General features: G+C 70.5%; 7 protein-coding genes. 3 read left to right on the top strand and 4 right to left on the bottom strand.

All coding sequences use genetic code 11. From position 1 onward, the window contains the following. The first annotated feature begins 55 nt into the window (after nucleotides 1-55). Nucleotides 56-904: a hypothetical protein gene (locus VFF46_RS26960; RefSeq protein ID WP_325040019.1), complete on the top strand. Its 849-nt coding sequence runs from the start codon at nucleotides 56-58 to the stop codon at nucleotides 902-904. On the opposite strand, the gene VFF46_RS26955 is transcribed toward VFF46_RS26960, so the two are convergent. The 4 genes from VFF46_RS26955 to VFF46_RS26940 form a co-directional block, all read right to left on the bottom strand. Beyond that, nucleotides 901-1,161, bottom strand: a complete 261-nt coding sequence (locus VFF46_RS26955) for a WhiB family transcriptional regulator (protein ID WP_325040018.1) — start codon at nucleotides 1,159-1,161, stop codon at nucleotides 901-903. The two genes, VFF46_RS26960 and VFF46_RS26955, sit on opposite strands and share 4 nt — an antisense overlap. A 73-nt stretch (nucleotides 1,162-1,234) precedes the next feature. Beyond that, the gene (locus VFF46_RS26950) at nucleotides 1,235-2,674 is read right to left on the bottom strand and encodes a glycosyltransferase family 87 protein (RefSeq protein ID WP_325040020.1); all 1,440 of its coding nucleotides are present in this window, start codon (nucleotides 2,672-2,674) and stop codon (nucleotides 1,235-1,237) included. A 44-nt stretch (nucleotides 2,675-2,718) separates the two neighbouring features. After that, a complete protein-coding gene (locus VFF46_RS26945) occupies nucleotides 2,719-4,605 on the bottom strand; it encodes a glycosyltransferase family 4 protein (protein WP_325040017.1) in 1,887 nt (628 codons plus the stop codon). Nucleotides 4,606-4,738: 133 nt separating this feature from the next. After that, entirely contained in the window at nucleotides 4,739-5,230 is a 492-nt protein-coding gene (locus VFF46_RS26940) for a MarR family transcriptional regulator (protein ID WP_325040016.1), read from the bottom strand. Between the two features lie 40 nt (nucleotides 5,231-5,270). Here VFF46_RS26940 and VFF46_RS26935 point away from each other — a divergent pair, with 40 nt between their 5' ends. Both VFF46_RS26935 and VFF46_RS26930 read left to right on the top strand, forming a co-directional pair. Next, the gene (locus VFF46_RS26935) at nucleotides 5,271-6,206 is read left to right on the top strand and encodes an EamA family transporter (RefSeq protein ID WP_325040015.1); all 936 of its coding nucleotides are present in this window, start codon (nucleotides 5,271-5,273) and stop codon (nucleotides 6,204-6,206) included. Continuing rightward, nucleotides 6,115-7,036: LacI family DNA-binding transcriptional regulator (locus VFF46_RS26930; RefSeq protein ID WP_325040014.1), on the top strand; the 922-nt coding region annotated here is incomplete at its 3' end. The genes VFF46_RS26935 and VFF46_RS26930, both read left to right, overlap by 92 nt.

Raw genomic sequence — 7,036 nt, 5'->3', positions numbered from 1 at the left:
TTCGTTGCCGAATCAGGTTTGACCGCACCGCCCCTGCCCGCCAACACTGGCGAGCGTGACGAAACGCATCGCCCTCGCGACCTCGGCCGAGCTCGCTGAGCTGCACCCTGAGGACCGCCCGCTGCTCGACGCGCTCCGGGCGCACGACCTCGAGCCGGTGGTCGAGGTCTGGACCGACCCGTCGGTCGACTGGTCCGTGTACGACGCGGTGCTGCTGCGCACCGTCTGGGACTACTTCCGGCTGTACGCCGAGTTCACCGAGTGGCTCGCCCAGCTCGACAAGGCCGGCGTACCGGTCCTCAACAACACCGATCTGGTCCGCTGGAACAGCGACAAGCGCTACCTGCTCGAGCTCCGCGAGCGCGGCGTGGCGATCGTGCCGTCGCAGGTCGCGGCGGGCCCGTGCCTGCGCGAGGTCGTCGCCGGGCTGGCCGGCCGGCAGATCGTCATCAAGCCGACCGTGAGCGGCAACGCCCTGCACACGGTCCGTGGCGTCGCCGGTTCCCCGGAGCTCGAGCAGGCGCTCGCCGAGCTGCCGGACCTCGTGTACCTGGTGCAGCCGTTCGTCCCTGAGATCCAGACCGAGGGCGAGTGGTCGCTGCTGTTCTTCGACGGCGAGTTCAGCCACGCGGTCGTGAAGCGCCCCGCGGACGGCGACTACCGGGTCCAGGAGTCCCACGGCGGCCGGACCGTCCTCAGCGAGCCGCCGGCGGACGTACTCGAGAGCGCCCGGGCCGCACTGACGGCCTCCGGCCCCGCACCGGCCTACGCCCGCGTCGACGGCGTCGTGGTCAACGGCAGGTTCCTGCTGATGGAGATCGAGCTCATCGAACCGTCCCTGTACTTCTCGCACTCCCCCGCCGCCATCCAGAAACTCGCAGTGGCAGTCGCCGGACGGCTCTAACTGGCGGCAGACTCCGGATGGCCCCGGCGACGCCCGTACAGCAGGGTCTCGCCGGCGGCCGTCCCGGTGTACTTCGTCCGCCGCGCCCACTCGCGGCACTCCTCCAGCACCGGGCACGCCCGCAGGCACAGCTCCCGCGCCTTGCGCTGCTCCCAGCGCGTCGCGGTCTCGTCGTACGCCGGCGCCTGACCGATACACGCGGCGCGGCTCATCCAGCGGTCGGCGGGATCCACGATCACGGTCAGCGTCGGCCTCATGACACCGACGGTAGATCGCCGCGGACCCCGCCCGGCCTTTGTCTCGAAATATGATCTATCTAGTAGACATTCATCAGGCCGGTACGGCGACCACCCGCGACCCGACGCCGTCCGACGGGTCGTCGACCAGGTCACCCTGGCGGACCGGGTCCTTCTCCGGGAGCAGGATGTCGCGGGCGACCACCAGCATCAGCCAGAGCGTGCCGGCCATCCGCAGGATCACCGAGAACCAGTAGATCCGGTCCGGCACGTTCGGGTCACCCGGTTGCAGGAACTGCGCTAGATGCATCCACACCAGCATCCAGTAGAAGCATTCGCAGGCCTGCCAGATCAGCCAGTCCCGTAGCCGCGGCCGCGCGAGCGCCACCAGCGGCAGCAGCCACAGCACGTACTGCGGTGAGTAGACCTTGTTGATCAGCAGGAACGCCGCCACGACCAGGAACGCAAGCTGCGCAAAGCGCGGAGGCCGAGGCGCCATCAGTCCGAGGATCGCGATCGACAGGCAGAGCCCGGCGAAGATCACGAGGTTCAGCTGGTTCACGTCGGCGACCTCGTGGTTCGCGAGCTTGAGCACGTACCAGATCGAGCCGTAGTCGCTCTCCCGCTGGTCGTTGAACTGCCAGAACGACAGCCATTCGTTCTTGGCCAGCAGGTAGATCGGCGCGTTCACCAGCCCCCAGGCGACCCCGGCCGCGATCGTCGCCTGGAGCCACGGCCAGAGCTTCCGGCCGCGCAGGCAGACGATCAGCAACGGCCCGAGCAGCAGGAACGGGTAGAACTTCGCCGCGGTCCCGAGCCCGAGCAGTACACCGAACCAGACCGGTTTCCCGCGCGACCACGCGTACATCGCCCCGGCCGTCAGCGCGACCGCGAACAGGTCCCAGTTGATCGTCGACGTCAACGCCAGTACCGGTGCGGCAGCGACATACAGGGCGTTCAGCGGCTGCCCACGGGCCGCGCCCGGGCGGGTCGCGACGCCGCGCGCGGTGGCGACCGTGAGACCGACGATCAGCAACGCGCAGAGGAACAGCATCACGGTGTTGACCACGAAGAACACACCCGCCGTCGCGCGCTTCTGCTCGACGGAGATGTCCTTCTTCGGGTCGCCGGTCATCAGCCAGGTGATCTGCGCCGCGACCTCCATGAAACCGCCGGTCAGCACCGGGTACTCCAGGACCGGGTAGTTGCCGGTGTCCAGGAACGGCCGGTTCCCCTCCGCGAAACCGCGTTCCTGGTAGAGGAACCCGATGTCGGAGTAGCACAGCGCCTTGAACGGCCGCCAGCTCTGCCGGTCCCAGCCGGCCTCCATGCACGGCGCCTTCTGCAGTACGCCGAGACCGAACGTGATCGTGCAGACCGCGAGCGCGATCCGCAGCGGCGTCCACCACGACGAACTCGGCCGGGCGAACCGGCCGGCCCGCCCGCCGAGCCCGACGGTCAGGCCGGTGAGGGCCGGATCGGCCTCCGACGGCGTCGGCGCGAGCTCGCGTTGTGGTCCGGTCACGGTCGGCATCATCCCCTATCGGTTCACCTGGCGACAGGCCGGGTCCCGGCGTGTCACTCGGCCAGGAAGGCCCGGAGTACCTCGGTCCCCGCGGGCCCGGCCGGCAACCACCGAGTGCCGGCGACGGCGTCCGCGATGACGCGATCGGTGACGAAGACGGTGCCGCCGTACCTCCTGGCCTTGCGGCGGACCTGTTCCCGATCGACGCGTCCGTACACCACGACCGCGTGTTTGACCCGGGACGCCGCCAGCATCGGCAGATCGGTCAGCAGCTGCTCGCTCTCCAGCGGCGACTGCCAGTCCTCGATCAGCAGGTGGGTGATGCCGTCCAGGTCGCGGAGCGTGAGCTTCTCCCGGATGCTCGCGACCGGGCCGAGCTCGCGGACCCACCGCTCGGCCGCGGGGGCGCCCATCGGGCCGATCACCAGCTTGGGCGGCTCCTTCTCGAGCACCGGCGGACCGACCAGCTCGGCGTACAGGTCGCGCAGGTGCCCGGCCTGTGCCTCCCAGGACATCTCCTTGCGCAGCCCGGGATCCGTGGTCCGCTCCCGGTACCCGGCCGGGTCGCGCTGGATCCGCCGTACGGCGGCGGCCAGGTCGTCCGGGTCCTCGACCGCGAACACCTCGCCGATCCCGGTCTTGCCGACGAACTCGACCAGCGTCGGCATGTCGCTGGTGACCACGGGCAGTCCGGCGAACGTGTACTCGAAGACCTTGTTCGGCAGGGCCATCTCGTGGCTCGGGTACCGCAGGATCGGGATCAGGCCGATGTCGGCGGTCCGCAGGAACGGCACCACCTCGCTGGTCGGCACCGGGTCCAGGAAGTGCACGCGGTCGGCGACGCCCAGCTCGGCCGCCTGGTCCCGCAGCTCGGCGACCGGGCGCGTCCCAGCGTGCGGTACGCAGACCACGGCCAGGTGCGTCCCGGGCAGCGACGGCAGCGCCGCGACCGCGGTCTCGACACCGCGCGCCCGGGTGATTCCACCGCTGTACACCAGCAGCGGTACGTCGTCCGCGAGCCCGGCGGCCGTCCGGATGTCGGTACCCGACGTGGCCTCGGTGGACAGCTGCGGGCTGTTGATCACCACGGTCGGCTCGCGGTCCAGCTTGTACCGCGTGTGCAGCGTCCGCGCGATCTCCGGGCTGACCGTGACCACCCGGTCGACGGTCTTGATGTACTCCCGCTCGTGCTGAGCCCAGGCGGCGATCGTGCGCGGCGTGCGTCCGCCGTACTCCGACAGGCCGGCGACGTACTCGTGGGCGTCGTACACGACCTTCACGGTCCGCCGACGTAGCGCGGCCCGGCCGGCGGCGCGGGAGGCGACACCGATCACGTGCATGTCGTGGGCGTGCAGGACGTCCGGGCGCAGGTCGTCCAGGATGTCGGCGAAGATCGCCTCGTAGTCGTCCGCCTCGGGGATGATCGAACGCCAGTTCACCATCCCGCGCCGGGCCGGCAGCCAGCCGTCCCACCACTGCCAGAGATCGGACGCCTTCCGGCTCTCGTAGTCGGTCAGCCACGCCCCGGACGACAGCGCGGTCTGCGCCAGCTGCCACCGCCGGCGGCGTACGGCGCGGGCCACCCGCCCGGCATGGAAGCCCACGCGGCCGATCGTGCCGTCCCGGCGGCCGGCCAGCGCCCGGCCGGACTCCGCGCGCAGGTCGGCGACCCGCGCGGCGATCCGGGCCGAGCGCGCCGGGTCCGCCTGAACGCCCATCAGCCGCCGGCTGCGCCGCTCGTGCCGCCGCCGGTTCCGCTCGTCGCGCAGCACGAAACGCCCCGGCAGCCGGATCATCACGACCCCGCCCTCGATGGTGTCCACCAACGTACGCCCGGCGGTCGTCACGCCGAGCAGGGTCACCCGGTAGCCCGCCTTCCCCAGTGCGACGGCTTCCTTCAGTACCCGGGTGTCGTTCGTGATGTCGTTCGCAACGAGCATGACGACATGAGGTCCGCCCACTCACTCTCCTGAAACTTCAAGGGGACGCCGGCTGTACGGCGGCCCTGAGCAGGCAATATACGACCTCCACGCAAGTGGGCGCACTTCCGCCCGCACGTGTCTCCCCGGTGAGTCAGCCGGGAGGTTCGAGGTGGGCGAGCCAGGCGGTCAGCAAGGTCTCCAGTTGTGCCCGCTCAGCGGGCGCGAGGCTGCTCAGCAGGCGCTGCTCGTTCGCCATGTGCGCCGTGAACGCTTTATCGATCAGCCGCCGTCCAGCGGGCGTCAGCCGGACCACCCGGCCGCGGCCGTCCGCATCACTGCGTCGCCGCCGGACCAGACCGGCCGACTCCAGCCGGTCGACGCGCTTCGTGACCGCTCCGGTGGTCACCATCGTGTGCAGCGCGATCTCCCCCGGCGCCCGTTCGTACGGCGCTCCCGCCCGGCGCAGCGCCGCGAGTACGTCGAACTCGCCCTCGGTCAGCCCGTACTGCGCGTAGAGCAGCGTCAGCTCGCCGGTCAGCTGGTTGGCGATCCGGTGCAGCCTGCCGATCACGCCCTGCGGTGCGGTGTCGACGTCCGGCCGCTCGGCCTGCCACTCCGCCTGGATTCTGGCCACGTGGTCCACGGGTTCCACTATATCTTCCCGGGAAGATATAGTGTTTTCCATGGAAGATACCTTCCGCTGGACGCTGGTCACCGCGATCGCACCGATCGCGTGGGGCACCAACTACTTCGTCACGCACGAGTACCTGCCCGCCGGACATCCCTTGTACGGCGGGGTCTTCCGCGCACTGCCCGCGGGGCTCCTGCTGCTCGCGCTGGCCCGGCAACTCCCCCGCGGCGTCTGGTGGTGGCGGTCGCTCGTGCTCGGGATCTGCAACATGGGCGCGTTCTTCGCACTGATCTACCTTGCGTCGCAGCTGCTCCCGGTCAGCCTGGCGTCGACGATCATGTCCGCGGCGCCCTTCACGATGGCGCTGTTCGCCTGGGGTCTGCTCGCGGAGCGGCCGACCGTCCTCGTCCTGACCGGTGCGACCGCCGGCATCGCGGGCGTCGTACTGCTGCTCGGCACCGGATCGGCCGCGGTCGACCTGCGCGGAGTGGCGGCTTCGGCGGCCGCGTTGACGATGTCCTCGTTCGGGTACGTGCTGGCCAAGAAGTGGGGCCGCGCCTCGATCGCGTCCACGGCGTGGCAGCTGATCGCGGGCGGTCTGGTCCTGATCCCGTTCGCACTGCTGATCGAGGGCGCACCGCCGCACCTCGACCTTCCTGCCGTCGCCGGTTTCACGTACGTCGGCCTCGTCGCCACCGCGCTCGCCTTCACCGCGTGGTTCGCCGGGCTCCGGCGGCTGCCCGCGGCGACCGTCGGCCTGATCGGCCTGCTCAACCCGGTCACCGGCGTACTGCTCGGCGTGTTGTGGTCCGGCGACGTACTGACCGGCCGACAGGCAGGCGGACTCGCACTCGTACTGCTCGGCATCTTGGTCAGTCAGGTGCCATCATGGCGGGATGGTCACGATCGCGGACGTCGCGCGGCACGCCGGGGTGGCGACCAGCACGGTGTCCTATGTGCTCAGCGGCAAACGGACGATCTCGCCTGACACCCGCGAGCGCGTCCAGCGCAGTGTCCGCGCCCTCGGGTACCGGCCGAACGCGAGTGCCCGCGCGCTGGCCGGCCGGCGGTCGAACGTGCTGGCCCTGGTGATGCCGCTGCGGACCGGGATGCACGTGCCGGTGATGATGCAGTTCGCGGCCGCCGTCGTGACCACGGCCCGCCGGTTCGATCACGACGTACTGCTGCTGACCGCCGACGAAGGCCCGGACGGGCTGGAGCGGGTGGCGCAGAGCGCGCTGGTCGACGCGGTGGTGGTGATGGACGTCGAGCTCCACGACGAACGGGTGCCGGTGTTGCGCGAGCTGCCGCTGCCGTCGGTACTGATCGGGTATCCGGAGCAGGCCGACGGGTTGACGTGTGTGGACCTGGACTTCGTACGTGCCGGAGCGCTCTGCGTCGACCACCTGGCCGACCGCGGGCATCGCTCGCTCGCCTTGCTCGGTACGCCGTCGGCCGTGTACGAGCGGCAGACCGGGTTCGCGCAGCGCACGCTCACCGGCTTCGCCGAGGCCGCCGTACGGCGGGGTGTGCTCGGGGTGGAGACGCCGTGTGAGCACACGTTCGACGCGATCCTGCAGACCGTCGGGCAGCTGCTGCACGACCACCCGGACCTGACCGGGCTGGTCGTGCAGAACGAGCCGATCATCGGGCCGCTGCTCGACGTCCTGCGGCAGCTCGGCCGCCGGGTGCCGGAGGACATGGCGCTGGTGGCGATCTGCGCGGACGACGTGGCCGAGCGTCAGGTGCCGCAGTTGTCGTCGGTGACGATCCCGGCGGAACAGATCGGCGCCCAGGCGGTCGAGTCGCTGATCACCA

Origin of the sequence: Kribbella sp., from assembly GCF_035655035.1 — a bacterium.
GTDB lineage: Bacteria > Actinomycetota > Actinomycetes > Propionibacteriales > Kribbellaceae > Kribbella.
Note: the sequence above shows the minus strand (reverse complement) of the source record. Positions and strands in the feature narration are given on the sequence as shown.

Coding starts and splice junctions, on each gene's coding strand:
- VFF46_RS26955 (WP_325040018.1), bottom strand. CDS start 1,161: ATGAGGCCGACGCTGACCGTGATCGTGGATCCCGCCGACCGCTGGATG.
- VFF46_RS26935 (WP_325040015.1), top strand. CDS start 5,271: ATGGAAGATACCTTCCGCTGGACGCTGGTCACCGCGATCGCACCGATC.
- VFF46_RS26945 (WP_325040017.1), bottom strand. CDS start 4,605: ATGCTCGTTGCGAACGACATCACGAACGACACCCGGGTACTGAAGGAA.
- VFF46_RS26950 (WP_325040020.1), bottom strand. CDS start 2,674: ATGCCGACCGTGACCGGACCACAACGCGAGCTCGCGCCGACGCCGTCG.